Here is a 25,571-nt window from a genome sequence, read left to right on the forward strand (position 1 = left end):
CCGGCGCCTGGGCCAGCGGCGGGCGTTCGGCCACGCGCGTGCCGGCCGGGCCGAGCACCACCGCGAACTGCTCGTCGACCAGCCGCTCGTAGGCCACCCGCACCGTGCCGCGCGCCACGCCGAGCTGGGCCGCCAGGTCGAGCCAGGACGGCAGGCGCGCGCCGGCGGCGAGCTGGCCGGTCTCGATGGCGTGGCGGATCTCGCGGTAGATCTGGGTGGACAAGGAGGCGCCGGCGGCGCGGTCGAGTCCGATGCGGAGCTGGGTCATGGGCGCCATGGTACAGCCGGAATCCGCATTCTTGGGTCTGTTTTCTGGTCCGGGCCGGACGTAATCTGGCACGCCTGCGCCAGTGCCCGCGCGAGCAGGCGCGCGCGGCGGGCGGCGCCATCACCCCACAGGATCCGACCATGACGAGCCATGCCGCCTTCGGCATCGACCTTCCCGACAGCCAACTGGCGCGCGAGGCCACCCAGTTGATCCGCGATACCGAGAGCGAGCTGCTGTTCCGGCATTCGACGCGCGTGTATTGCTGGGCCGCGCTGCTCGGCGGCCAGCGCGGTTTGGTGTTCGACCGCGAACTGCTCTACGTGGCCGCCATGTTCCACGACATCGGCCTGTGCGAGCACTACCACCACAGCCCGCTGCGTTTCGAGGTGGACGGCGCGAACGCCGCGCGCGATTTCCTGCGCGGCCACGGGATCGACGCGCACGATATCGACAAGGTCTGGGCCGCCGTCGCGCTGCACACCACGCCCGGCATCCCCGAGCACATGCACCCGGAGATCGCGCTGATCCAGGCCGGCGCCGGCATGGACGTGGCGGGACGCGGCTTCGAGCAGTTCAGCGACGCGCAGCGCGAGGCCGTGGTGGCCGCCTACCCGCGCGAGAGCGGTTTCGCCGAGCGGATGATCGAGGTGTTCTACCAGGGGCTCAGGCACCGCCCGGCCACCACCTTCGGCACCTTCAACGACGATTTCCTGGCGCACAAGGATCCCGGCTTCGCGCGCGTGAACCTGTGCAGCGTGATGCTGAATTCGCGCTGGGAGCGCTGAGCGCGCCCCCGTGGCGACGCCGTTCTACACGGCTTCGAGCGCCTGCGCGAGATCGGCCAACAGGTCGTCGAGATGCTCGATGCCGATCGACAGCCGCACGGTTTCCTCGCGCACGCCGGCCTTGGCCAGTTCCTCGGGCGAGAGCTGGCGATGGGTGGTCGAGGCGGGATGGGTGGCGAGCGACTTCGCGTCGCCGATATTGACCAGCCGCGTGAACAGCTTCAGCGCGTCCTGGAAGCGGGCGCCGCCGGCGCGGCCGTCGCGCACGCCGAAGGTCAGGATGCCGGGGCCGCGCCCCGATAGGTAGCGCTGCGCCAACGCGTGGTCGCGATGCTCGGGCAGTCCCGAGTAGTCGACCCATTCCACCTTGCCGTGGCCTTGCAGGAAGCGCGCCACGCCCAGCGCGTTGGCGCTGATCCGGTCGATGCGCAGGCCGAGCGTCTCGATGCCCTGCAGGATCAGGAAGGCGTTGAAGGGCGAGATCGCCGCGCCGGTATTGCGCAGCGGCACCACGCGCGCGCGGCCGATATAGGCGGCCTCGCCGAAGGCTTCCGTGTAGACCACGCCGTGATAGCTGACGTCGGGCTCGTTGAGGCGGCGAAAGCGCTCGGCGTGCTCGGCCCAGCGAAAGCGCCCCGAATCGACGATCGCGCCGCCGATCGCGGTGCCGTGCCCGCCCAGGTACTTGGTCAGCGAGTGCACCACGATGTCGGCGCCGTGCTCGAAGGGCCGCAACAGGTAGGGCGAGGGCACCGTGTTGTCGACGATCAGCGGCACGCCGTGGCGATGCGCGATCTCGGCCAGCGCGGCGATGTCGGTGATGTTGCCGAGCGGGTTGCCGACCGATTCGACGAAGATCGCCTTGGTGCGGGCGTCGATCAGGGCGGCGAAGCTGTCCGGCTCGCGCGGATCGGCGAAGCGGGTGCCGATGCCGTATTGCGGCAGCGTGTGGGCCAGCAGGTTGTAGGTGCCGCCGTAGAGCGTGCTCGACGAGACCAGGTTGTCGCCGGCCTCGGCGATGGTCAGGATCGCGTAGGTCACGGCCGCCTGGCCCGAGGCCAGCGCCAGCGCGCCGACGCCGCCCTCGAGCAGGGCGAGGCGCTGCTCCAGCACGTCCTGGGTCGGGTTCATGATGCGCGTGTAGATGTTGCCGGGCACCTTCAGGTCGAACAGGTCGGCGCCGTGCTGCGTGTCGTCGAAGGCGAACGCCGCCGTCTGGTAGATCGGCACGGCGGCGGCGCGCGTGGTCGGGTCGGGGCGGTAGCCGCCGTGCACGGCGATGGTGTCGAGATGCCAGTCGGCGGGTTCGCGGGCGGTGGTCATGCGGGCTCCTCCTGATGGTTCGTCGGTTCGGGATCCCGACGATTATAGGAAGCGCCGTCGCGCCGGCTTAGCGCGATTTCTTCGATCGATATGCCTGCCGCGCGACCGCCGCGGCCCCTCGCGAGGTGGCCTGCGAGGGGCGGCGACGAATCATTGCGCGTAGCCGGGATTGTGCCGGTCGAGCTTGCGCAGCAGCGACGGCCAGACCAGGGTGCCCGGGCCCTGGTTGGTGGTGACGGTGGCCATCTGGCGGGTGATGCCGTCGAGGATCGGTTGGCCGATCGTGCGCAGCTTGCCGCCGCCGGCCTGCGCGCGCACCTGCATCATGCAGGCGGCCTCGAAGAAGTACATCGCGACGAAGGCCTCGGCCGGCGAGGCGCCCACCGTCAGCAGGCCGTGGTTGCGCAGCATCAGGTGCGTGTGGCGGCCGAGGTCGGCCACCAGGCGCGGTTTCTCCTCGTCCTCCAGCGCGATGCCCTCGTAGTCGTGGTAGCCGAGCGAGCGCAGCACGATCAGCGAATGCTGGGTCAGCGGCAGCAGCCCGTCCTCCTGGGCCGACACCGCCGTGCCGTTGATCGAATGCACGTGCATCACGCAGTGCGCGTCCTCGCGCGCGGCATGCACGGCGCTGTGGATCACGAAGCCGGCCGGATTGATCTCGTAGGGCGAATCCGACACCTTGCGCCCGTCCAGGTCGACCTTCACCAGCGAGGAGGCCGTCATCTCCTCGAAGCCCATGCCGTAGGGGTTGATCAGGAAGTGATGCTCGGGGCCCGGCACGCGCGCCGAGATGTGGGTGAAGATCAGGTCGTCCCAGCCGAACAGCGCCGTCAGGCGGTAGCAGGCCGCGAGGTTGACGCGCATCTCCCATTCCTCGGGGCTGATGTCGGAACGGCGGGCGGATACGATGGCGTTCATCGGTGTCTCCTGTGGTTCGTCGTCTCGTGAGGGGCCGGCGCGGCAGGGCGCGCGCGGCGGCCATGCCGCGATCATCGGCAATCGGGCTTGGCCTCGCTGTCGGCTGGCCGACACGGCAGCCGGTTTGCGCATTCTGCCGCGAAACGCGAGCAAGCGAGACGGAGCGGTCTGCTCACCGCTTCCGGCTCCCGCCCGGCCGCCGGCGCGCCCCGGAGCGACCTGCTACACTGAGCCGCCCCGATTTCCCCCTCAAGCGCCATGACCCTCGCGCCAGCCGGCATCCTCGCCGGCGCCACGCCGCTCAATCCGCAATGGCTGCGAACCTTCGAGATGCTGGTCGAGACCGGCAACTTCACGCGCGCGGCCGAGCGGCTCGGGCTCACCCAGGCGGCGGTCAGCCAGCACCTGCGGCACCTGGAGGACCAGCTCGGCCTGCTGGTGATCCGGCGCCCGCGCGGCATCGACATCACGCCGACCGGCCGCGTGGTGCTCGACTACTGCGCCGAGCTGGCGCGCGCCGACCAGCGCCTGCGCAGCCGCCTCGCCGAGGCCGACGCCGATTGCGGCGAGATCAGCCTGATCACGCCGGGCAGCATCGGCCTGGTGATGGCGCCCTGGCTGCTCGACATGCAGCTCGCCACGCCGGGCCTGGTGGTGCGCCATCGCTTCGCGCCCGATCGCGAGGTGCTCGACGCGGTGCTCTCGAATCTCTACGAGGTCGGGCTGGTCACGCTCAAGCCCGACGACGAGCGGCTCGCCGTGAGCCGCTTCGCCGAGGAGCCGCTCGAGCTGGTGGTGCCGGCCGACGACTACGTGAGCAACTGGGCGGACCTGGAACGGCTCGGCTTCGTCGATCATCCCGACGGCCTGGCGATGGCCAGCCGCCTGCTGAGCCGGCGCTTTCCCGACAATCCCGGCGTGCGCGGCCTGCCGCGCCGGGCCTTCACCAACCAGGTGGGGCTGATCCTGGAGCCGGTCGCGCGCGGCCTGGGCTTCACCGTGATCCCGCGTTACGCGCGCCAGGCCTTCGCGCGTCAGGAGGCGATCCGCGTGATCGAATGCGGCGCCTCGGTGGTCGATACGCTGTGGCTGATCCACCGCTCGGAATGGACGCTGTCGGGGCGCATGCTGCGCGCGGTCGAGGCGTTGCGGCATCGGCTGCACACCACCTGCCCCTGTCCCGAGCCGGGCAGGACGGCGGCGCGCCTGGCCGGGGAAAAAGGTTCCGATCGCGCCGCGACGCTAGAATGAGCGATCCCGAGCGAGGCGCGTCCGGCGCCTCGGGCATCACCGGAACAGGAGAGTCCATGCAGCGATCCCCGCAGCGCGCCGCCCGGCGCCACGACGTCCGCGATTTCTTTCGCCGCCCCGAGCGCACCGGCTTCCAGCTTTCGCCGGACGGCCGTCACCTGTCCTTCCTGGCGCGCCATGAGGGGCGGCTCAACGTGTTCGTGCAGGCGATCGACGAGCGCGGCCGCCCGCTCGGCGAGGCGCGCGCGCTCACGCATGAGTCGCAGCGCGACATCGGCGGCTACGCGTGGAAGAACAACGATCGCGTGCTGTTCGTGAAGGACTTCGGCGGCGACGAGAACTACCACGTGCTGTCGGTGCCGATCGACGGCGGCGAGATCCTCGACCTGACGCCGTTCGAGCGCGTGCGCGCCGGCATCATCGACGCGCTGATCGAGGACGAGCGGCACGTGCTGATCTCGCACAACCAGCGCGACGCCAGCGTGTTCGACGTGTTCCGCGTCGACGTGGCGAGCGGCGAGGCCACGCTGATCGCCGAGAACCCCGGCAACATCCTCGGCTGGATGACCGACCACGACAGCAAGCTGCGGGTGGCGGTGGCCGGCGACGGCGTGAACCAGACCCTGCTGTACCGCGAGCGCGAGGACGAGCCGTTCCGCCCGGTCGTCACCACCAACTTCCGCGAGACGCTCGCACCGCTGATGTTCAGCTTCGACAACCGCAAGCTCTACGTGCTGTCGAATCGCGGGCGCGACCGCGTCGCGATCTACGAGTTCGATCCGGTCACGGGCGAGGAAGGCACGCTGCTGTTCGAGCACGACAAGGTCGACGTGAAGGGCATGGGTTATTCGTACCAGCGCCGCGTGCTGACCACCATCTGGTACGAGGAAGCCAAGATCGGCTGGCATCACCTGGACCCGTTCACCGAGCAGCTGCATGCCGATCTCGACGCGCGTGTGCCGAGCGGCGAGGCCAGCATCGTCAGCTACACGCGCGACGAATCGCGCATGCTGGTGCGCAATGCCTCGGACGTATCGACGGGTTCGATCTGGCTCTACGACGTCGCCTCGCGCGAGCTAACCGAGCTGGAAGCCCTGACGCCCTGGCTCGACGCGGCCGACATGGCGCCGATGCGGCCGATCGAATACCGCTCGCGCGACGGGCTGACGATCCACGGCTACCTGACGCTGCCGGTCGGCCATGAACTCGACGGCGGGGCGCTCGCCGACGCGGACAAGCTGCCGCTGATCGTCAATCCGCACGGCGGCCCCTGGGCGCGCGACCACTGGGGCTTCAACCCCGAGGTGCAGATGCTGGCCAACCACGGCTACGCGGTGCTGCAGATGAATTTCCGCGGCTCGATCGGTTATGGCCGCGCGTTCTGGGAGGCGAGCTTCGGCCAGTGGGGCCGCACCATGCAGAACGATATCGACGACGGCGTGGACTGGCTGGTCGAGCAGGGCATCGTCGACGCGAAGCGGATCGGCATCTACGGCGCCAGCTACGGCGGCTATGCCACGCTGGCCGGCGTGACCTTCACGCCCGAGCGCTACGCGGCGGCCATCGACTACGTGGGCGTGTCGAACCTGTTCACCCTGCTCGAATCGATGCCGCCTTACTGGAAGCCGCTGCTGGAGATGATGTACGAGCAGATCGGCGACCCGACCACCGAGGCCGGGCGCCAGCAACTGCACGACGCCTCGCCGCTGTTCTTCGCCGATCGCATCGTCACGCCGCTGTTCGTCGCGCAGGGCGCCAACGATCCGCGCGTCAAGCAGGCCGAGAGCGACCAGATCGTCGAGGCGCTGCGCTCGCGCGGCATCGACGTGCAGTACATGCTCAAGGAGAACGAGGGGCACGGCTTCGCCAACGAGGAGAACCAGTACGAGTTCTACGAGGCGATGATCGCCTTTCTCGACACGCACCTGGGCGGCAAGCGGGGCGCCTGAGGCGCGCCGCTTGCCCGGCGAGCCTGCCTCCCGCGGTCTAGGCCCCGGCCGCGGCGCGCCTGGAGGCGCCGCGAATCGATTTGGCCGGTTGGGCCGGTTTGGCCGGCGCAGCCGATGCGCCCGCGTCGCCCGATGCCACGCCGCCTTTCTGGCTCTCCCCGCCGGCCTTCGCGCCGGCTTTTTTTTCGCCTGCGTGCGCCGCGCCCAGGCATTCCTGGAACAGCAGCGCGGCCCGCGACGGCTGCGGCGAACGGCGGAACAGGCTGACGAAGCGGCAGCGATAGTGGAAGCGCCGCGGCGCGATCGCCTGCATGCGCCCGGCGCGCTCGAAGCTCTCGGCGTAATGGTCGGGCAGGAAGCCGAGGAACTTGCCCGACAGGATCAGGGTAGCCACCGATTCCTGGTCCGAGGCGGTCGCGCTGCGCGTGAGCCTGGCGCGATGCGTGAGCTTCAGGTTGGGCGAATGGAAGCCGAGCCCGGCGAAGGCGTGTTCGCGGATGCCGTCCCAGTTCAGCTTGTCGTGGGCGGCGCCGAACAGCGGATGGCCGGCGCCGCAGTAGAGCAGCATGCGTTCCTCGAACAGCTCGGTATAGACCAGGCTGCCGGAGCTGCGGTGCTCGGGGATGATGCCGATCTGGTAGCTGCCGTCGATCACGCCGCGCTCGATCTCCTGGATCGAGGCCACGTGCAGGTTCAGCACCACCTCGGGCGCGGCCTCGGTGAAACGGCGGATCGCCTCGGCCACGCGCGCCGCCGGGTTGGTGGCGGTCTTGTCGAACATGGCCACCTGCAGCTCGCCGCCCATGCGGTCGTGGATGCCGTCCACGCGGGCGCGGAACGCCTCCAGCGAGACCAGCAGGCGCAGGGTTTCCTCGTAGACGGTCTGCCCCTCGGGCGTCAGCGTGAAGCCGGCGCGGCCGCGCCGGCACAGCACCAGGCCGAGCCGCGTTTCCAGGTCCTTGACGTGGCGGCTGATGGTGGAGATGCCGATATTGAGTTCCAGTTCGGCGGCGGCCATCCCGCCGCACTGCACCACCACCTTGAAGACGCGCAGCAGGCGCAGGTCCATGTCGCTGAGCTGGCCGAGCAGGGCGCGATGCTTGGGGTTTCTTACTTGCATGAATGCTCAAGTGAACATTGATATTGCGATATTCACAAGACTATCTGGCGACCCAACAATGCGCAACACACTGAACCCACCGAGGAGCGCCGCGCGCCTGCCGACATGACCGACACCGTGACCACCCCGCAAGCGGACGCGATCCGCACCGACGCCGCCTGGCTCGAGGCCCACTGGATGCCGTTTACCGGCAACCGCCAGTTCAAGCGCGACCCGCGCCTGATCGTGGAGGGCAAGGGCGCCTATTACACCGACGCCGAAGGCCGCAAGATCTTCGACGGCCTGTCCGGCCTCTGGTGCTGCGGGCTGGGCCATGGCCGCAGCGAGATCACCGAGGCGGTCAGCCGCCAGATCGCCAAGCTCGATTATTCGCCGGCCTTCCAGTTCGGCCATCCGCAATCCTTCGAACTGGCCAACAAGATCAAGGACCTGACGCCGGCCGGCCTCGACTACGTGTTCTTCACCGGCTCGGGCTCGGAAGCCGCCGATACCTCGCTGAAGATGGCGCGCGCCTACTGGCGCGCCAAGGGCAAGGGCAGCAAGACGCGCCTGATCGGCCGCGAGAAGGGCTACCACGGCGTGAACTTCGGCGGCATCTCGGTGGGCGGGATCGGGCCGAACCGCAAGCTGTTCGGCCAGGGCATCGAGGCCGATTTCCTGCCGCACACGCAACTGGCCCAGAACAAGTTCTCGCGCGGCCTGCCCGAGCAGGGCGCCGAGCTGGCCGATCGCCTGCTCGAGCTGATCGCGCTGCACGACGCCTCCAACATCGCCGCGGTGATCGTCGAGCCGTTCTCGGGCTCGGCCGGCGTGGTGGTGCCGCCCAAGGGCTACCTGAAGCGCCTGCGCGAGATCTGCACCGCGCACGATATCCTGCTGATCTTCGACGAGGTGATCACGGGCTTCGGCCGCGCCGGCGCGATGACGGGCGCGGATGCCTTCGGCGTGTCGCCCGACATCCTGAACTTCGCCAAGCAGGTCACCAACGGCACCCAGCCGCTGGGCGGCGTGGTGGCGACCAAGGAGATCTACGACACCTTCATGGCCGCGGGCGGCCCCGACTACATGCTGGAGTTCCCGCACGGCTACACCTACTCGGCGCACCCGGTGGCCTGCGCGGCCGGCAACGCGGCGCTGGACCTGCTGGTCAAGGAAGACGGCGTGGGCCGCGTGCGCGCGCTGGCGCCGCATTTCGAGAACGCCGTGCATGGCCTGCAGGGCGTGCGCCACGTGACCGACATCCGCAACTTCGGCCTGGCGGCCGGCATCACCATCGAGGGTGCGCCGGGCGAGCCGGGCCGCCGCCCGTTCGAGGTGGCGATGCGCTGCTGGGAGAAGGGTTTCTACGTGCGCTACGGCGGCGACACGATCCAGCTCGCGCCGCCGTTCATTTCGGAGCCGCGCGAGATCGACAACCTGGTCGGTGCGCTGGCCGAGGCGCTGAACGCGACGGCCTGAACCGGCGTCGAGAGGATTCGAGGCACGAGGAGACACCGGCCGGCGCCGCCCATGCGGCGCTCGCCCGGGCAGAAACGAAGCGGCACCGGTCATGCATGGCTGGTGCCGCTTTTTTCATGGCGGCGGCCTATCCGCCGGCGGCGATAAGCAATTGCCGCCGGCGCCGATAAGGTTTGCCGGAATCGATATTGGTCGCGATCCAGGCCATTCGATAGATTCGACGGATTGTCGTCCGACCGCGCGGCGGCTGCCCGGCGCGGTCTTTCCGAGCGGAGATATCGAATCATGAGCAAACCCATCCGGTTCAACGCCTTCGAGATGAACTGCGTCGGGCACCAGTCGCCGGGGCTGTGGGCCCATCCGCGCGACCGCTCCTGGCAGTACAAGGACCTCGAATACTGGACCGACCTGGCCAGGACGCTCGAGAAGGGCATCTTCGACGGCATCTTCATCGCCGACGTGATCGGCTATTACGACGTCTACCAGGGCAGCAACCATCACGCGCTCCACCAGGGCGTGCAGATCCCCGTCAACGACCCGATCCAGCTTGCCGGGCCGATCGCGCTGGCCACCGAGCACCTCGGCATCGGCATCACCGCCTCGACCTCGTTCGAGCATCCCTATACCTTCGCGCGCCGGCTCTCGACGGCCGACCATCACAGCAAGGGGCGGGTGGGCTGGAACATCGTCACCTCCTACCTGGAAAGCGGCGCGCGCAACCTGGGCCAGACCGGCCTGGAAGGGCACAACGACCGCTACGAGATCGCCGCCGAATACCTGGAGGTGCTCTACAAGCTGTTCGAGGGAAGCTGGGAGGACGGCGCGGTGCTGCGCGACCGCGAGCGGCGCATCTTCGCCGACCCGGCGAAAATCCACCCGATCCGCCACCGGGGCAAGCATTTCGACGTGCCCGGCTACCACCTCTGCGAGCCCTCGCCGCAGCGCACGCCGGTGCTCTACCAGGCCGGCGCCTCGGGCTCGGGCAAGGCCTTCGCGGCGCAACACGCCGAATGCGTGTTCGTGGCCGCGCCCACCCGCGCGACCCTGCGCGACTACGTGGCCGACATCCGGCGGCGCGCGATCGAGGCGGGCCGCGATCCGGCCAAGCTGCTGATCTACACGCTGGTGACGATCGTGGTCGACGAGACCGACGCCAAGGCGCAGGCGAAGTTCGAGGACTACCAGCGCCATGTGTCCTACGACGGCTCGCTGGTGCTGATGTCGGGCTGGACCGGCATCGACTTCGGTCAGTACGCGCCGACCGACCTGGTCAAGCGGGTCGAGACCAATGCCATCGTCTCGGCCGTCGAGCATCTGGCGGGCGGCGACAAGAGCTGGACCATCGACGAACTGGCGCGCTTCGGCGGCATCGGCGGGCTGGGGCCGGTATTCGTCGGCTCGCCCGCGACGGTGGCCGACATCCTGCAGGAATGGGTCGAGGAGACCGGCGTGGACGGTTTCAACCTCGCCTATGCGCTGGCCCACGAGAGTTTCGAGGACGTGGTCGGCTATCTGGTGCCGGAACTGCAGCGGCGCGGCGTGTACCCGAACGCCTACCGGCCCGGCACGCTGCGCGAGAAGCTGTTCGGCGAGGGGCCGCGGCTCGGCGAGGCGCATCCCGGCGCGGCCTATCGCGACCTGTCGCGGTTCGCGCCGCCCGAGGCGGGTGGGGAGGCCAAGGCGGATGAAGCCGCCGGCGCCGAGGTGCTCGCGCGATAGGTGCGCGAAGGACGGCGCGATGCCGTCCTTCGGCCGCGATCTCGTCGTGCGAGGGGGCGCCGCTCCAGAGCATGTAGTCGGAATGGTTCCGCGCGGCGGTCGCGAGCGGGGCATGCGTGGCGAGGGCAGGCAGCCCGACCAGGGCACATCGGTAATTCGCCAGGCACATGCCGCCGATTTCGGATTGTCGAGGACCCGATAACGACTCATATAAACGGATCCCGGCGCCGGGTAGAGCGATACCGTCGACGACCCGCCGCGGTTCGCCGTGTCGATCGTTTTCGGACCAGGCCGATTTACCTGTCGCACGCGCTGCCTAGAATGCGGGCATCTACTTCTTTCCGTCCATGCGCCGCTGCACCTGAACCCCGAGCGCGCCGTGGCGTCTTCCCATGAGTCGTTCCGTTCGCTTGATCGCGGTCGTGGCATGGTTCGTGGTCGGCCTTGCCGGGACGGCCCTGATCGTCGCGCGGGCCTATGTCGATGCCCATGATCGCCTGTTCCAGGACTCCAGCATCGCGCTGCGCCTGCTGAGCGAGAAGGGCGCGCAGCATGTGGCCGTGCTGACCACCCTCGGTGCCGCCAGCCTGCGGGACATGCCGCCGTCGCTATACGCAGGCTTGCGCGAGCGGATGCCGCAATTGACCGGCATCGCCTACTGGCGCATCGGGTCCGGCTGGTATGCGGCAGCCGGACCGTTGCCGCCTGCCCGTCCTCCGGCGGGCCGTTCCCGGGAGATCGCGCTCGAGTTCGATGGCGCATCGGCCTACTGGATGTTCACGGATGCGCCCTGGGCGATCCGTGTCGATCCTTATCGCATGCTGTCCGCCGGCGACTGGCCAGCGTCCCTGTCGTCGGCTGAGGTGCAGCTTCAGGGCCGGCGCTTCGCGCTGCTGCATCGGCCGCCGGAGGCACTGCCGGTGATCTGGACCTTGCGCATCGAAAAGCGCCTGCCGGTCGTGCCGCAGGCTTTCGTGCTGCGCACAACGCGTGTGGTCACGCTCGCCGACCTGCCGTGGTTACCGATCTCGCTCTGGAACATCGTCGTCCTGCTGGCCGGGTTGGCGGGCCTCGGCGGCTGGCGCCTGCGACTGGCGCAGGCGCGCGAGCGCACGCGTGCCCGGCTCGACCGATTCGCCAGCCTCGATACGTTCGGCGAGATGACCGCAGGGCTGGCCCATGAGCTGAACCAGCCGCTGATGGCGATCGTCTCGCATGTGCGCGCCGCCGAACGGCTGCTCGACACCGCCTCGGAGCGCGAGAACGTGCGCGCGGCGCTGCGGACCGGCGTGGCCCAGGCCAAGCGGGCGGCCCGCATCCTCGAGCGCCTGCGTTCGGCGGTGAGTTCTGCCAGCAGGCATGCTCCGCAGGCGGTCGATCCGGCGGCGACCGTCTTGGCTCTGCTGTCGCTATGTCACGACGAGCCGTCTCGCTCGACGGTGCGCCTCGAATGGTGCGATACGGCGCCGGGGGCACGGCCGCTGGCCGATCAGGTCGCCCTCGAGCAGATCCTGCACAACCTCATCCAGAATGCATGCGATGCCGTGACCGCCGGTGCGCAGGCGCGAATCGTCGTGATTGGCGAGCGTGTCGAGCAGTGCTACCGCTTTCGCATCGTCGATAACGGCGCCGGCATCGACGATGCGGCCTTGCCCAAGATTTTTGATCCTTTCTTCACCACGCGCACGCACGGACTCGGCCTCGGCTTGCCTCTTTGCGAGACGCTCACGCGCCGCCAGAACGGCAGCCTGACGATTCGCAATCTGCCGTCGGGCGGTGCCGAGGCGATGCTGTGCTTGCCGCTTGCGGAGGACGTCGCGTGAGTTCCGCGTACTCTCAGGCGCATGCTCCGCTCGTTGCGATCGTGGACGACGATCGAGCCGTGCGTGACGGCGTGGCCTTGCTGTTGCATAGCGTCGGTGTGCCGAGCCAGCGTTTTTGCGATGCCTATGCGCTGTTCGATACGATTGCCGCCGGCTCGGCGATCGGTTGCGTATTACTCGATATCCGCATGCCGGGCATGAGCGGCCTCGACGCCTTGGAGCGGCTTGGCGAGCACGCGGACCTGCCGGTCATCGTGTTTACCGGCCACGGCAGCATCGATGCCTGCCGGCAGGCTTTCAAGCGCGGCGCGATCGATTTCCTTCGCAAGCCGGTCGATGACGACGAACTGATCGCCGCCGTTCAGCACGCGCTGCGCAGACATCAGACGCTGCGGAAGCAGGACCAGACGCGCCAACAACGGCTCGCGGAACTGTCCACCCTGAGTGGACGGGAGCGCGAGGTGCTCGATTCGATCGTGCAAGGCGCGAGCAACAAGGAAACCGCGCGGCTGCTCGGGCTTTCGCCTCGTACCGTGGAAACCTATCGAGCCACCTTGTTCGACAAGTTGCGCGCGGGCTCGCTCGTCGAACTGGTCCGGGATTACGCGCCGCTGCTCCGGCACTCGACTGCGTAGTGCTACGGAGGCAGGTTCCGTAGCCGCGCGGATACCGGCGACGCGAGGGACTTCCTACCATGACGGTTCAATTCGATAAGGCATTAGGAAGCCCATGATGAAACAGAAATTCGTACTCCCGTCGTTGTTGACCTTGACGTTCTCCGGCGTCGCGTTCGCCGAGGTTGCGCCCGACAAGGAGGCCGGCTACTACGCGACGGCGCGCGTGGTCGGTGCCTTCGACAATGTCAACAGCATGGAACTGACCAGCCCGCGTGTCTCGGGAATGATCTCGGGCCCTCAGGGGCAGTCACGGGTGACGGGTTCGCTCGGGATGGGGTATCAGTTCGGTAATGGCTGGCGTGCCGAAGGCGAGTACGTGTTCAAGCGTACCGGCAATTTCGACAGCTACTGGGCACCGTTCAATGCGAACGCCAACCAATTCCACGTCTCGTCGCAGCGCCTGATGTTCAACGGCTATCGCGATTTCGATCTCGGCCATGGTTTTTCGGTTTACGGAACCCTGGGGCTCGGGGTGGCGATCGTCTCGGCTGATGGCTGGCAGGGCAGCCCGGCGCGCAGCTTCGCGTCGCGCACCCAGACCAACCTGAGCTATACGGGCGGCGCCGGCATCAGCTATGCGATTAATCGGCGCTTCACGGTCGATCTCGGGTATCGCTACGTCGACATGGGCAATGTCGAGACCGGTTTCAACACTTTCCAGAATCGTGTCAGCGCACGCGACGAGCAGTTGAAAGCCCGCTTGTCGTCGAACGAGGTGTTTGTCGGTTTGCGCGGCCGCTTCTGATTGGACGTGAGGGCGGGAAGGGGACGGCAGCGCTCCCTTCGCATCGCTGCGCGGATGATGAAAAAAAGCGGACGCCACGCGTCCGCCAAGAGGTTTGAGCAAAACGAACTACTGTTGCCGGCGGCAGGGCACCGCCGGCAAGCGCATGATACCGAATTTGATACGTTATATCATCACCGATTCCTCAAGAATCGGCAGCGATTGATCGACATCGGGCAGGCCGAAAAAGACCAGGCCCGGCGCCAGGCAGGGCCTGGCGCCGGGCTTGCGGACCACCGCTTCGAGGCAGCTTGGCGGCGGTTTAGACGCGGCGATCGTTGCGCACGGTGGCGCGAACCGGGCCGCGCGCGTAGCTGGTGGCGGCCTTCAACTGGAGTTGCGACTGGAGTTCGAACAGCGCCCATGCGTCGCGCAGCATCGCGCCGACCTGGGACAGGAACGAAGGCTTACGGGTTTGGGATTGCTTGGCGTTCGACATGATGATCGTATGTGCAAGAGTGACTAGGGTTACTTCTTAGGTGTTAACCCTGACGATAGACCTGGGGCGTGCCGAAGTCAACGGTCGCGATGCGAGGCTTGACTCGAATTGACGAAGCGTTGCGAAAACGCCGCGATGGGAAATGTCGTGCCGGATCACCGGCACGGGAGGGGAAAGGGGGACGGGACAGGGAAGGCGGGGTTCGAACCGCGGCCGGGCTGGCGCGCCGGCCACGGCCCACGGCGTGGCTTACAGGTAGCCGTAACAGGCCTTGAGCCTGGCGTAGTCGTAGAAATGGCTGCCGGCCGAGAGCTTGGCGCCGTCACAGGCGGCCTGGAAATCGGTCTCGCGCTCGTTGTAGAGCATGCGCACCGCCAGGCTGGTGCCGTTGCGGTACACGTCCCATTGCACGTTGGCCGCCATCGGCGAGACCTGGTCGCCACGCCAGGGGTTGTTGTCGTAGCTGTAGGTCTGCGCGGCCGGCATTGGCATGAACACGTTCTTCAGGTTCATCGCCGAGGCGAACGGGATGATCTCCTCGGCGTGCGTGAAGCGCAGCTTGGCGGCATTGCCCAGGTCGCCTCGCGCCACGGCGTCCACCTGGGCGAAGAAATCGTCGCGCAGGACGGTCGCCATCCGGTAGGTGACCGGGTTGGCCTCCTGCACGCCCGGCCCTTTCTGGTAGAAGTCGGCCGCGTCCTGCAGGTAGGCGAGATAACGCGCCTGCGGCGCCGCGATGTATTTCTCCATGCTCACGCCGCCGGTTTCGCTCTTCATCGCCGGCGCCACCTGCAGCAGGTTGTAGAGCACGTTGGCGGCGTCGACGGCCGACTTGATGGTGGTCTTGCCGTCGCCCTTGAGCGTATTGCTGAACAGCGCGTCCGACGAGGCGAAGCTGTAGCTGCCGGTATTCGCGAAGGTATAGCCGGTGGTGCCGAGCCTGGCGAGGAAGGCCGGCGTGACGAGCGCCGACATCACCGTCTGCGCGACCTCGCCGGCCTGTGGCGAGGCATTGATCTCGGCGAGCTTGGCGGCGACGGTCGCGTCGCTCGAATAGGCCTGGTAGGCGAGGCTGTCGCGGTAGGTGGCGTAGTTCGCGTCGCTGGTGGTGCCGACCAGGTCGGTGGCCGCCTTCAGCGAGTGGAAATAGAGCAGGAAGCGGTTGGTGCCCGCGGGCTGCGCGACCGGCGCGCCTTCCGGATAGGGCGCCGGCGCGGCCGGCAGCGTGATGCTGGCCGCCAGCACCGGTCGCGCGGCCACCAGCGCGCCGGAGAAATAGGTGGAGCTGTCGACCGCGCGATCCTGGCCGGAATTGACCACCACCACCTTGCGCGAGCCGTCGAACAGCGGCGACATCCGCTGCAGCAGGCGCGCGGCGAGCTGCTGGTGCTCGCGGATGCCGGCTTGCGTGAGGTTGCCGTAGCCGGGCGTCGAGATACCGGCCACGCCGTAACCGAGCAGCGCATTGGCCTTCATCATCGCGAAGGTATCGGCCTTCAGTTGCTTGCCGAGCTCGGTCAGCGCGCCGTCGGCCTCGGCCTTCTGCAGCATCGCGTAGATCGCGCCGTCGTACTTGAAGCCCGACAGGCCGCGCGAACCATGCCGCGCCACCAGTTCCACGTAGATCGGCGCATAACCTGCCGGCGGCGCCTCGTAGGTCGAGGCGTCCTGCTGCGGTTGGTAGGGCGTCTTGGTCTGGTAGAAGGTCTCGGCGGCCGCCGCGGGCGGCGTGGCCGGCGGGGTGGCGGGCGATGGCGGCTGCTGCGCGGCCGGGCTGGCCGGCGTGTCGGTCGAATCGGAGCCGCAGGCGGCAAGGAAACAGGCGGCGGCGATCAGGGTCGCGCGGCAGGTCAGGGCAATCATGTTCGCGGGCGGGCTCGCTGCTGGCGGTCCCGCGCGGCGGGCGCGGGACGGCGGTGGAAAAATCGAGCCGCGAGTGTCGCAGGGGATTTTGACAGCAGAAAGTCGGCGAATAGAAAGCTTGGCTGCGATGGCGCGCCGCGAGCTGGCCGCGCCGGCTGCCGGCGGGCGATGCTCAGCTGCCGAAATAGATGTTGCAGAAGCTGGCCGGGCCGACGCAATCGGGCGGCGTCTGCGCGGGCACCTGCTGCGTGTGGCGGGCTCGATGCGCCTGCGCTTGCGAGGCCGGCGCGGCGCCGCCGTCGTTCGGGGCGGCGGGAGCCTGGGCATGCGCGATGCAGGCGGCGGACAGGGCGAGCGAGGCGAGGGCGAATTGCAGCGACTTCATGATGTGTTCTCCTGAACAGATGCCGTTGTTGCGGCGGTGAAGTCACTATAAAAGCGGGCCCTGGCGCGATTAAGCCGTCCGCCTGGAGAGCATCTTTCCATTTCGTGGAGAGATCGACGCGCGATCAGCGCCGCGGTTCGCGCAAGCGTCGCCGCGCACGCACGAACGGCGCGTCGCGGTCGAGCAGGGCGGTGCGGATGAAGTGCAGCCCGACCAGCAGCCTGCGCATCCGCCGCCGTTCGCCGTCGATGGCGTCCCAGGCAGGTCGGGCGCGCAGGATCGCGCGGATCGCCAGCTCCACCGATCGTTGCGCCCGCAACAGCCGCCGCGCGTCGGGCGCCTCGAACAGCTCGGGCAGCAGGCGCAACGCGCGACGCACCGGCGCGAGCCAGCGCAGCGCGCCGGCCGCGCGCGCCGTCGCGAACGGCGCCAGTTCGCCGCGCAGGTCGATCACGGCATGGCCGATCTCGAGCGTGACGAACAGCCAGCGCAGCGCCTGGCGATGCCGCGCCGAGCGCTTCATCAGCAGTTGCCGCAGATGCGAGGCCAGCTCGTGCGCGCCGCTCTGGAAGCGCGCGTGCAGGCCGTCGAGCGGCGCCTCGCAGGCCAGCCTGACGCGGCCGCGCAGGTCGTGCTGGATGCGCGCGATCAGCCAGGGCATCTCGGTCGGGAAGATCACCGCGAACACCAGCGCGGCCGTGAGCATCGCCGCGACCACCGCGATGCCGTTGTTGAGCAGCAGCTCGGGCTGGTAGACGGTGAGGTTGTCGGGGCCGGCCAGCAGGCAGAAGAACACGATGAAGCCGACGCCGACGCCCGACAGGGCGGGCCGCGTCGTCAGGTAGACGCCGGCGGCGAGGATCGGCGCGAGCGTCGCGCAGAGCAGCGCGAAGCCGTCGATGTTCGGATAGAGATGGCAGGTGACGAGATAACCGGCCAGCGTCGCCAGCGCGGCGCCGGCCGCCATCTGCGCGACGAAGCGCGGCGCGCGCGGCGAGGTGGAGCTCAGCGCGCAGGCGATCGCCGCGGCGATGGTGGCGAGGCCGCCGCTGGGCCAGGCCGTCGCCAGCCAGAAGGCGCCCACCACGGCGAGCACCACCACGCTGCGCACGAAGGTGAAGGCGACGAACACGCCATTGGTGCGCAGCGTGTAGCGCGGCACCTCGCCGTCGGTGTCGAGCACGTGCGTGTCGTGGGCCAGCGAGGCGCGGGTCTGCGCGTATCCGAGGAATTCGTCGGCGAAACGCGACAGCAGGTCGATCGCGGTATCGAAGTCGAGCAGGTCGTCGGGCGTGCCGGCGGCGATCGCGAGCCGCGACTCGCGTGCCTGCGCCGGCAGCGTGGCCAGTTGGCGGCTCAGGTCGAGCAGGGCGCCGGCCGGCTGCGGCGCGGCGTTTCCCATGCCTTCCACACCTTCCGCACCTTCCGCCTGCAACGCGCCTAACGCGCCTAACGCGGCCGCCAGCCGTTCCAGGTGCGGGGCCAGCGCCGCCAGCACGGCTTCGGCCCGCCGATGCACCAGCCGCTTGTGCAACTGGCGCAGCGCATGCAGCCGCGTGCAGGTGCTGACGAATTCGCCGTTCAGGCGCGCCAGGCGCCGGCTGCGCGCGCGGATGCGCGGATCCTCGAAGGAGGCGTAGGCGCGGATCGCGTCGAAGCCGACGATATCGTCGACGAAGTCGGCGAAACGCCGCTCGAACTCGCCGCGTTCGAGCCGGCCGCCCAGCGCCGCCGCCGCGAAGGCCACGAAGCGCGCGTGCCGCGCGTTCAGCGAGCGCATCAGCGCGCGGCTCGAACTGAGCGGCAGTACCAGCGCGCTGACGGCCGCCGAGCAGACGATGCCCACCGTGACCTCGGCCGCGCGCGTGAGCGCCGAGAGGAACAGCGCGTCGGGCGTCATCACGGCCGGGATGCCGATCAGCGCGGCGGTGTAGCCGGCCAGCACGTAGCCGTACCAGCGGAAGTGGCGGTTGCGCACCGCGCAGGCGATGCACAGGCCGATCCACAGCGTGATGCCGGCCATGTAGAGCCCGGGCTGCTGGGCGAACAGCCCGCCCAGCGCCAGCGCGGCCGCCAGGCCGACCACCGTGCCGATCGTGCGATAGAAGGCCTTGGCGAACACCATGCCGCTCATCGGCTGCATCAGCACGAACACGGTGGTCATGGCGATGCGCGGCTGGGACAGCTCGAAGCGCATCGCGATACCCATCGCCAGCAGCGCGGCGCCCACCGTCTTGGCCAGGTGCAGCCAGACCAGGCCGTCCGAGATCGCCCAATCGCGCGCGAGGCGCCCGAGCGGCGCGAGTCGTGCCGGCGCGCGACGGATTCCGGCGGCGGCACGGGGGGAGGCGGATGCGGATTTCATTAAGGCGACGAGAGGCTGGTGGTGCGCAGGCGCGGCGGTTCAGGGAGGGAGGGCCGGTGCGCCGCAGATTGTAGAAGTCCGATAAACGCCCATTAACGCGGGTCAGGGGAAACCAGAGTTGCTGTACCGGTAACAATCGGATAAGCGCGCGGTAGGACAATGGCGCCTTCCCTGGCCGTCCCCCGATAAGCATGGACACCTTGCAAAACATGCGGGTCTTCGCCCGCGTGGTGGAAGCGGGCAGCTTCACCGCTGCCGCGCTGTCGCTCAACTCGACCACCGGCGCCATGTCGCGCGCCGTCTCGGAGCTGGAGGCGCGCCTGCGCACGCGGCTCATGAACCGCTCGACGCGCCGTCTCTCGCTGACGCCGGCCGGCGAAAGCTACCTGCTGCGCTGCCGGCAGATCCTCGCCGACGTCGACTCGGCCGAGGAGGAGGCGAGCTGCGCACACCAGCGGCCATCGGGCCTGTTGCGCCTGCACAGCTACGCCAGCATCGGCCAGCACTACGTCTTGCCGGCGCTCAACGCCTATCGCGGGCAGCGTCCCGAGGTCTCGGTCGAGCTGACCCTGTCGCAGCGCGTGCCCGACCTGTTCGACGGCAGCAGCGACATGGCCGTGGTGACGGCCTCGTCCCTGCCCGATTCCGAGCTGGTCTCGCATCGGCTCGGCGAGACCTTCAGCATCCTGTGCGCCTCGCCCGCCTACCTGCGCTCGCGCGGCGCGCCGGCCACGCCCGCCGAACTGGCCGCGCACGACTGCCTGACGCTGCAGACGCCCGCCTTCCCGACCCACGACTGGCTGCTCGAAACCCGCGAAGGCCAGGTCGAGCAGATCCGCGTCAGCGGCCCGGTGCAGACCAATACCGCCGAATCGCTGGCGGTGGCGATCGGCGAGGGCGTGGGCATCGGCATGCTGCCGCTGTATGCCGCGATCGGCCTGCTGCGCGACGGCTCGCTGATGCGCGTGCTGCCGGCGCACACGCTGCAGCGCATGAGCATCTACGCGCTGTACCCGTCGCGCCGCTTCGTCGACGCGAAGGTGCGCACCTGGGTGGAGTTCCTGCGCGCCGACCTGCCCGATCGCATCGCGCGCGACGAGGCGATGCTGGCCTCGCTCGACGCGCGCATGCGCGCCGCGCTCGACTCCACGCGCCGCAGCGGCGTCACGCCCTGAAGCCGCGGCGCTCGCGCGCGGCCAGGCCGAAGCGCGAGCGCGGGATTGGGGCGTTGTCATCGTCGACAGCCGAGGTTCGACATGGCGACAGGCGGCCGAGGTCATGGCGCGCGTGCCGCCCGAATGCGGGCCGCCCGCGCGCCGGCCGTCTTACTGCTCGGCCTTGCCGGCTTCCGACACGGCTTGCCCGTTCGGGCCGTAAGCCTGCTTCGCGGCCTCGGCCTGCGCGAGTCGCCTGGCCTGCAGGCGCTGCTGCGCGGCCAGCACGTTCTCCGGGTAGTTCGCGTCGTTGCCGCTGGCCGGCGAGTAGCCGACCGATTCCAGGTCGACCAGTTCCTGGATCACCTGGGCGCGCGTCAGGCCGTGGTTGGCGGTCTGGGCGAAGGCAAGGGCGGGGGCCGCGATCACGAGGGCGGCGGCGGTCGAGGCGATGAACGTTTTCATGGTTTGGCTCCTTCTGGCGTTCCGGTTCGATGTCAACGCAACGATCGAATCCATGCAGGCAGTGTAGGGAGCGGCGGCCGCCGGAAACACCGGGCCGGCTGGAGGGCAGCCTTCCGGATCGCGCAACAGTGGCGCGGCTCGACACCCGCCGCGCGGCGGTGATTTTGGTGGCGCGGGCGTTTGATTAGAATGAACGTCGGCCGGTGCCTGCCTCGCGCGCCCGGCACCCGCGATATCGCCCGGCACGCGTTTGCGGCGCCGGTTGCCCACCACAGGAACGACCATGAAGATCGTCAACGCGACGCTGCGCCGGCGCAGCGGCCTCCATACCCTCGAACTCGACGGCGCGAGCATCGCCCGGATCGTCCCGCAGGCGGCGCGCATCGCGCCGGGCCAGCCGAACGCGCCGGCCGCGCCGGACCTGATCGACGCCGAAGGCCGCCTGGTGATCCCGCCGCTGGTCGAGCCGCATATCCACCTCGACGCCGTGCTGACGGCGGGCGACCCCGAATGGAACCGCAGCGGCACGCTGTTCGAGGGCATCGAGCGCTGGAGCCAGCGCAAGGCCACCATCACCCACGAGGACACCAAGACGCGCGCCCACACGGCGATCGCGATGCTGCGCGACCACGGCATCCAGCACGTGCGCACCCACGTCGACGTGACCGATCCGACGCTGGCCGCGTTGGCGGCGATGCTGGAGGTGAAGGAGGAGGCGCGCGGGCTGATCGACCTGCAGATCGTGGCCTTCCCGCAGGAGGGCATCGAGTCCTTCGACGACGGCCGCGCGCTGATGGCGCGCGCGATCGAGATGGGCGCCGACGTGGTGGGCGGCATCCCGCACTTCGAGAACACGCGCGAGCAGGGCGTGAGTTCGCTGAAATACCTGATGGAGCTGGCCGAGCGCAGCGGCTGCCTGGTCGACGTCCATTGCGACGAGACCGACGATCCGCATTCGCGCTTCCTGGAGGTGCTGGCCGAGGAGGCGCGCGTGCGCGGCATGGGCTCGCGCGTGACGGCCAGCCATACCACGGCGATGGGCTCCTACGACAACGCCTATTGCTCGAAGCTGTTCCGCCTGCTCAAGCGCTCGGGGATCCACTTCATTTCCTGCCCGACCGAGAGCATCCATCTGCAGGGGCGCTTCGACAGCTTCCCGAAGCGGCGCGGCGTGACGCGCGTGGCCGAACTCGACCGCGCCGGCATCAACGTCTGCTTCGGGCAGGACTCGATCCAGGATCCCTGGTACCCGCTCGGCAACGGCAATATCCTGCGCGTGCTCGATGCCGGCCTGCATATCTGCCACATGATGGGCTACGACGACCTGCAGCGCTGTCTCGACTTCGTCACCGACCACAGCGCGGCGGCCTTGTCGCTCGGCGAGCGCTACGGGCTGGAGGCGGGGCGGCCGGCGAACCTGGTGGTGCTCGATGCAGACAGCGATTACGACGCGCTGCGCCGGCAGGTCAAGCCGCTGCTGTCGATTCGCGCGGGGCGCGTGATCCTGCGGCGCGAGCCGGAACGGATCGCCTATCCCGCGTAAGCCGAGGCGCCTTGCGCGCCGAAGCCGCCAACGTATCTCGTCCATTGCCCCCGCTTATAGTCGTTGCCGCGGGCCTCTCGCACAGGCAAGATTCCGCCATCGTCGATTTCCGCCGGACCCCAGACAGTCGTGAAGATAACGGACGCCCCCACGCAGCGGCAATTCAGGACATCCAGCGCCGAGGACGTGGTGAGCTCGGCGCTGGCCGCCGATTTCCCGGTGCGCTTTTCATGCCGCGAAGGCTTCTGCGGCCAGTGCCGCGGCGAGGTGCTGGCCGGGCGCTACCGCAGCGGCCGCGACGGCGAACCGCGCGAGGTCGCGCCGGGCGCCCGCGCCGAACCGGTGCTGCTGTGCCAGACCTATCCGCAGGCCGACCTGCTGCTGCGCGTGCCGCGCGCGGGCGACACCGCCTCGGGCGTGCGCGCCGCGCGCATCGAATCGATCGAGCTGGCGGCGGCCGATATCGCGGTGGTGCGCTTCACGCTGCTCGACGGCGAGCCCCTGCGCTACGAGGCCGGCCAGTTCATGGCGATCCGCTGGTCGGCGGCCGGCTACAAGCCGTTCTCGCTGGCGCGCGCCTGCGAGGGCGGGGCGAGCTTCGAGATCCATGTGCGCAAGATGGCGTGCGGCGAATTCACCGAGTGGCTGTTCGCCGAGGACGGGCGGCGCGCGGTGGGGGCGATCCTCGGCGTCGAGGTGCCGCTCGGCGAATTCGGCTGGCAGACGCCGCCGGACCGGCCGGCGGTATTGGTTGCCACCGGCACCGGCTTCGCGCCGCTCGAGGCGATGATCGAGGCGCATCGGCTGTGGGAGCGCGCCAGCCCCGTGCATCTCTATGTCGGCGCGCGGACGGCCGCCGATCTCTACGCGGATGCGCGGTGCCGTGCCTGGGCGGCGGCGCCCGGGCAGGCCGGCCTGCGTTACGTGCCGGTGCTGTCGGGCGAGTCGCGCGAGGGGATGCGCAGCGGCAGGGTCGACGCGGCCGTGATGGCGGATTTCCCCTCGTTGGCGCAGGTCGACGTCTATGCATGCGGCGCGCCGGCCATGGTCGAGGCGGCGCGGGCTGGTTTCGTCGGCGCGCGCGGCCTGCCGGCCGGGCGTTTCTTCGCCGATCCGTTCGCGCCGCCGCGCCCTTCGTCGGCGCGGCGCGACACGCTGCTGCGCATGAACCTGCGCCTGCCCGACGGCCGGCAAGGCCACTTGATGGCCGTGCAAGGGCGCCCCCTGCTGGGCGAACTGATGCGCGCCGGCATCGCGCTCCAGCATCTGTGCGGCGGCCATGCCGTCTGCGCGACCTGCGCGGTCGAGATCCAGGCCGGCGCCGACGCGCCGCCGCCCGCCGAGGACGAAGCCGAGCTGCTCGACTTCCTCGGCGCCGCGCCCGGCACGCGCCTGGCCTGCCAGTTGCGGCTCGCCGCCGGCTTCGAGCATGCGCAAGTGAGCTTGCCGCGAGGCCTGCTGCTCGACGGCCCGCAAACGGAGGCGGCGCGATGATGAAGCGCGAGGACTACGAGGACGTCGGCCCGCATTTCGACATCGAGGGCATGCTCGAGGTGCGCCGCCGCAGCCGCGAGGCGGTGCACGCGATCGCGGCGCGCATCGAGCCGGGCATGCGCGAGGAAGACGCGACGCGCCTGGCGCGCGCGGTGCTGCGCGAGCGCGGGCTGCTGCGCGGCTGGCACAAGATCGTGGTGCGCTTCGGCCCGAACACGCTGCGCGAATACGGCAACCCCTCGACGCCCGACGTGGTGCTGGGCGCCGACGATATCTTCTTCATCGATGTCGGCCCGGTCTGGCAGCGCTGGGAGGGCGACGCGGGCGAGACCTTCGTGGTCGGCCACGATCCCGAGATGCATCGCGCCCGTGCCGAGGTGTTCGCGCTGTGGAAGGCGGTGCATGCGCAATGGCGCGAGGCGCGCGTCAGCGGCCGCGCGCTCTACGAATTCGCCACGCGCGAGGCCGAGGCGATGGGCTGGGAGCTGAACCTGAAGCGGATGTCGGGGCACCGGATCGCCGACTTCCCGCACGAACCGAAGTTCGCGGGCACCTTGTCGACGGCCGATATCGTGCCGAGCGCGCATGTCTGGATCCTGGAGATGCATATCCGTCATCGCACGCGCGGCTTCGGGGCTTTCTACGAGGACCTGATGCTGGAGCGCGAGGTGCTGGCGCGCTGAATCATGAGGCAGGCAAGCGGGCCCGGCCGGAACGATCGGCCGGGCCCGCCGCGTTTCAGTGGCGCAAGGCCTGCTCGATGCCGGCCGCCACGCGCAGCACGCGCGCATCGTCCAGCGCGAGCCCGCCGACGCCGAGCCCCACCGGCGCGCTGCCGGCCGGCGTGCAAGGCAGCGACACGGCGCAGCCGTCGAGGAAGTTCACCACCGAGGGATTGCGCAGCACCAGCCCGTTGGTGCTGGCGAAGCGCGCCGCGTCGGCTTCGAGCGGGGCGATCGCGGGCGGCACGATCGGCACGGTCGGCATCAGGAAGGCGTCGAAGCCCTCGAACGCGGCGCGCGCCTGTTCGATCGCCTCGGCGCGCGCCGCCTGCAACTCGATGTAGTCGGCCGCGAGCGCCGGCTCGCCGATCCGCAGCCGCGCCAGCACGCGCGGGTCATAGGCGTCGGCGCGCGTGGCCAGCGTCTTGCGATGCAGCGCATAGGCCTCGATCGGCGAGAAGCCGAAGCGGTTGATCGAAGGCAGCATGTCGAGCACCGGCAGGCGCACCGGCACCAGCTTCGCGCCGGAGCGCGACAGGCGGCCCAGCGTCTCGTCCCAGGCGCGCGCGACGGTCTCGTCCATCTGCTCGGTCACGTAGTTCGACAGCACCGCCAGGCGCAGGCCGTCGAGCGGCGCCGCCGGCTGCGAGAAACCGCCGGCCTCGACAGTCTCGCCGGCCAGCAGCCGGTCGATCAGCGCGCAGCAGGCCACGCTCGGCGCGATCGCGCCGGTCGAATCGAGCGTGGTGGAGAGCGGGAACATGCCGCGCGTCGAGATCCGCCGCGCGGTGGGCTTGAAGCCGGTCAGCCCGCAGAACGCGGCCGGAATCCGCAGCGAGCCGCCGGTATCGCTGCCCAGGCCGGCCGCGGCCATGCCTTGCGCGACCGAGGCCGCGGCGCCCGAGGAGGAGCCGCCCGCCACGCGCGGCTCGTCGGGCTCGACCCGAACCCGACATGACCCAGCTTTCCTTCACCGTTTCCTCGCCCGACGGCGCCGCCCGCACGCTCGAACTCGGCTTCGACACGCTCGTCATCGCCGGCTGGGCCGGCCGCGACGCGGCCGCGA

At 69.4% G+C, this 25,571-nt stretch carries 21 protein-coding genes and 1 pseudogene; 12 read left to right on the forward strand and 10 right to left on the reverse strand.

Features of this window, described 5'->3' with window-relative positions; all coding sequences use genetic code 11:
* Positions 1-268 (reverse strand): winged helix-turn-helix domain-containing protein (locus F3J18_RS24535; RefSeq protein WP_166914692.1); only part of this gene is annotated, 268 nt, incomplete at its 3' end.
* Positions 269-408: 140 nt separating this feature from the next.
* Here F3J18_RS24535 and F3J18_RS24540 point away from each other — a divergent pair.
* Positions 409-1,053: an HD domain-containing protein gene (locus tag F3J18_RS24540; RefSeq protein ID WP_105849197.1), complete on the forward strand. Its 645-nt coding sequence runs from the start codon at positions 409-411 to the stop codon at positions 1,051-1,053.
* Positions 1,054-1,077: 24 nt separating this feature from the next.
* On the opposite strand, the gene F3J18_RS24545 is transcribed toward F3J18_RS24540, so the two are convergent.
* Entirely contained in the window at positions 1,078-2,376 is a 1,299-nt protein-coding gene (locus F3J18_RS24545) for an O-acetylhomoserine aminocarboxypropyltransferase/cysteine synthase family protein (RefSeq protein ID WP_046574567.1), read from the reverse strand.
* Positions 2,377-2,526: 150 nt separating this feature from the next.
* A complete protein-coding gene (locus F3J18_RS24550; RefSeq protein WP_025098290.1) occupies positions 2,527-3,294 on the reverse strand; it encodes a class II aldolase/adducin family protein in 768 nt (255 codons plus the stop codon).
* A 258-nt stretch (positions 3,295-3,552) separates the two neighbouring features.
* On the opposite strand from F3J18_RS24550, the gene F3J18_RS24555 reads away from it, so the two are divergent.
* The gene (locus F3J18_RS24555) at positions 3,553-4,545 is read left to right on the forward strand and encodes a LysR family transcriptional regulator (protein WP_025098289.1); all 993 of its coding nucleotides are present in this window, start codon (positions 3,553-3,555) and stop codon (positions 4,543-4,545) included.
* Positions 4,546-4,601: 56 nt separating this feature from the next.
* Positions 4,602-6,494, forward strand: coding sequence for a S9 family peptidase (locus tag F3J18_RS24560; RefSeq protein WP_166914694.1), 1,893 nt, complete (start codon positions 4,602-4,604; stop codon positions 6,492-6,494).
* A gap of 37 nt (positions 6,495-6,531) precedes the next feature.
* Here the strand turns inward: F3J18_RS24560 and F3J18_RS24565 are convergent, their stop codons facing one another.
* Entirely contained in the window at positions 6,532-7,614 is a 1,083-nt protein-coding gene (locus F3J18_RS24565) for a LysR family transcriptional regulator (protein WP_025098287.1), read from the reverse strand.
* Between the two features lie 105 nt (positions 7,615-7,719).
* On the opposite strand from F3J18_RS24565, the gene F3J18_RS24570 reads away from it, so the two are divergent.
* From F3J18_RS24570 to F3J18_RS24590, 5 genes are all read left to right on the forward strand, one after another.
* Entirely contained in the window at positions 7,720-9,072 is a 1,353-nt protein-coding gene (locus F3J18_RS24570) for an aspartate aminotransferase family protein (RefSeq protein ID WP_098152196.1), read from the forward strand.
* 285 nt (positions 9,073-9,357) lie between these two features.
* Entirely contained in the window at positions 9,358-10,791 is a 1,434-nt protein-coding gene (locus F3J18_RS24575) for an LLM class flavin-dependent oxidoreductase (RefSeq protein WP_166914696.1), read from the forward strand.
* Positions 10,792-11,183: 392 nt separating this feature from the next.
* Positions 11,184-12,614 carry an ATP-binding protein gene (locus F3J18_RS24580; protein WP_166914698.1) on the forward strand — a complete coding sequence of 477 codons (1,431 nt, stop codon included), beginning with the start codon at positions 11,184-11,186 and terminating at the stop codon, positions 12,612-12,614.
* Positions 12,611-13,249 carry a response regulator gene (locus F3J18_RS24585; protein ID WP_166914700.1) on the forward strand — a complete coding sequence of 213 codons (639 nt, stop codon included), beginning with the start codon at positions 12,611-12,613 and terminating at the stop codon, positions 13,247-13,249. Before F3J18_RS24580 ends, F3J18_RS24585 begins: the two co-directional genes overlap by 4 nt.
* A 94-nt stretch (positions 13,250-13,343) precedes the next feature.
* Complete coding sequence (locus F3J18_RS24590; RefSeq protein ID WP_240154642.1) at positions 13,344-14,036, forward strand: outer membrane beta-barrel protein; 693 nt, start codon at positions 13,344-13,346, stop codon at positions 14,034-14,036.
* A gap of 301 nt (positions 14,037-14,337) precedes the next feature.
* On the opposite strand, the gene F3J18_RS24595 is transcribed toward F3J18_RS24590, so the two are convergent.
* From F3J18_RS24595 to F3J18_RS24610, 4 genes are all read right to left on the reverse strand, one after another.
* Complete coding sequence (locus F3J18_RS24595; RefSeq protein ID WP_017919012.1) at positions 14,338-14,514, reverse strand: hypothetical protein; 177 nt, start codon at positions 14,512-14,514, stop codon at positions 14,338-14,340.
* Between the two features lie 249 nt (positions 14,515-14,763).
* Positions 14,764-16,377 (reverse strand): histidine-type phosphatase, encoded by a 1,614-nt coding sequence (locus tag F3J18_RS24600; protein WP_166914702.1) that lies wholly within the window; start codon positions 16,375-16,377, stop codon positions 14,764-14,766.
* A gap of 172 nt (positions 16,378-16,549) precedes the next feature.
* Positions 16,550-16,762: a hypothetical protein gene (locus F3J18_RS24605; protein WP_025098282.1), complete on the reverse strand. Its 213-nt coding sequence runs from the start codon at positions 16,760-16,762 to the stop codon at positions 16,550-16,552.
* A 124-nt stretch (positions 16,763-16,886) separates the two neighbouring features.
* Complete coding sequence (locus F3J18_RS24610) at positions 16,887-19,127, reverse strand: FUSC family protein (RefSeq protein ID WP_166914704.1); 2,241 nt, start codon at positions 19,125-19,127, stop codon at positions 16,887-16,889.
* Positions 19,128-19,318: 191 nt separating this feature from the next.
* Between F3J18_RS24610 and F3J18_RS24615 the strand changes: the two genes are divergently transcribed.
* Complete coding sequence (locus F3J18_RS24615; protein ID WP_025098280.1) at positions 19,319-20,302, forward strand: LysR family transcriptional regulator; 984 nt, start codon at positions 19,319-19,321, stop codon at positions 20,300-20,302.
* Between the two features lie 150 nt (positions 20,303-20,452).
* Here F3J18_RS24615 and F3J18_RS24620 read toward each other — a convergent pair whose 3' ends face one another.
* Positions 20,453-20,746: a DUF4148 domain-containing protein gene (locus F3J18_RS24620; RefSeq protein ID WP_025098279.1), complete on the reverse strand. Its 294-nt coding sequence runs from the start codon at positions 20,744-20,746 to the stop codon at positions 20,453-20,455.
* A 283-nt stretch (positions 20,747-21,029) separates the two neighbouring features.
* Here F3J18_RS24620 and codA point away from each other — a divergent pair, with 283 nt between their 5' ends.
* From codA to F3J18_RS24635, 3 genes are all read left to right on the forward strand, one after another.
* Positions 21,030-22,289 (forward strand): cytosine deaminase, encoded by a 1,260-nt coding sequence (gene codA / locus F3J18_RS24625; protein ID WP_166914706.1) that lies wholly within the window; start codon positions 21,030-21,032, stop codon positions 22,287-22,289.
* Between the two features lie 129 nt (positions 22,290-22,418).
* Positions 22,419-23,783, forward strand: a complete 1,365-nt coding sequence (locus F3J18_RS24630) for a 2Fe-2S iron-sulfur cluster-binding protein (RefSeq protein WP_166914708.1) — start codon at positions 22,419-22,421, stop codon at positions 23,781-23,783.
* Positions 23,780-24,466 carry a M24 family metallopeptidase gene (locus F3J18_RS24635; RefSeq protein ID WP_166914710.1) on the forward strand — a complete coding sequence of 229 codons (687 nt, stop codon included), beginning with the start codon at positions 23,780-23,782 and terminating at the stop codon, positions 24,464-24,466. Before F3J18_RS24630 ends, F3J18_RS24635 begins: the two co-directional genes overlap by 4 nt.
* Positions 24,467-24,521: 55 nt before the next feature.
* On the opposite strand, the pseudogene F3J18_RS24640 reads toward F3J18_RS24635, so the two are convergent.
* Positions 24,522-25,430: pseudogene (locus F3J18_RS24640) on the reverse strand (amidase family protein); the annotation flags it as partial.
* Positions 25,431-25,571: the final 141 nt, after the last annotated feature.

This window comes from Burkholderia sp. Ax-1720 (assembly GCF_011753035.1).
Lineage (GTDB): Bacteria > Pseudomonadota > Gammaproteobacteria > Burkholderiales > Burkholderiaceae > Burkholderia > Burkholderia gladioli.